This is a genomic window from Mesorhizobium sp. M8A.F.Ca.ET.202.01.1.1 (assembly GCF_004791595.1).
Taxonomy (GTDB): domain Bacteria; phylum Pseudomonadota; class Alphaproteobacteria; order Rhizobiales; family Rhizobiaceae; genus Mesorhizobium.
Map to the genome: position 1 here is coordinate 1 of NZ_SRUN01000333.1, position 279 is coordinate 279.

1 protein-coding gene is annotated in these 279 nt (G+C 68.8%); it reads right to left on the reverse strand.

The features are described from left to right. Window positions 1–279, reverse strand: a 279-nt coding sequence (locus EN845_RS35090; protein WP_135931364.1) for an Ig domain-containing protein, incomplete at both ends; no start/stop codon positions are given.

A 279-nucleotide genomic window follows, 5' to 3' on the forward strand; every position in this document is an offset into this window, starting at 1 on the left:
GCCACTGGCGGAGAAGCTGTGGTTGTAGGCGGTGCCGGCGCTGGCATTGCCCAGGCTTGCCGCCGGCAACACGACGACACCGCCCGCCACGGCGCCCGAATAGGACTGGCTGCCGGTGAATCCGCCGCCATCGGTGGCGCTGATGGTGAAGCTGAAGGCGCCCGCCTGGGTGGGCGTGCCACTCAGCACTCCGGTGCTGGGGTTCAACGACAGGCCTGCCGGCAGCACACCCGCGTTGACGCCATAGGTGAACGTGGCCGGATGACCTTCCGAAGCCAC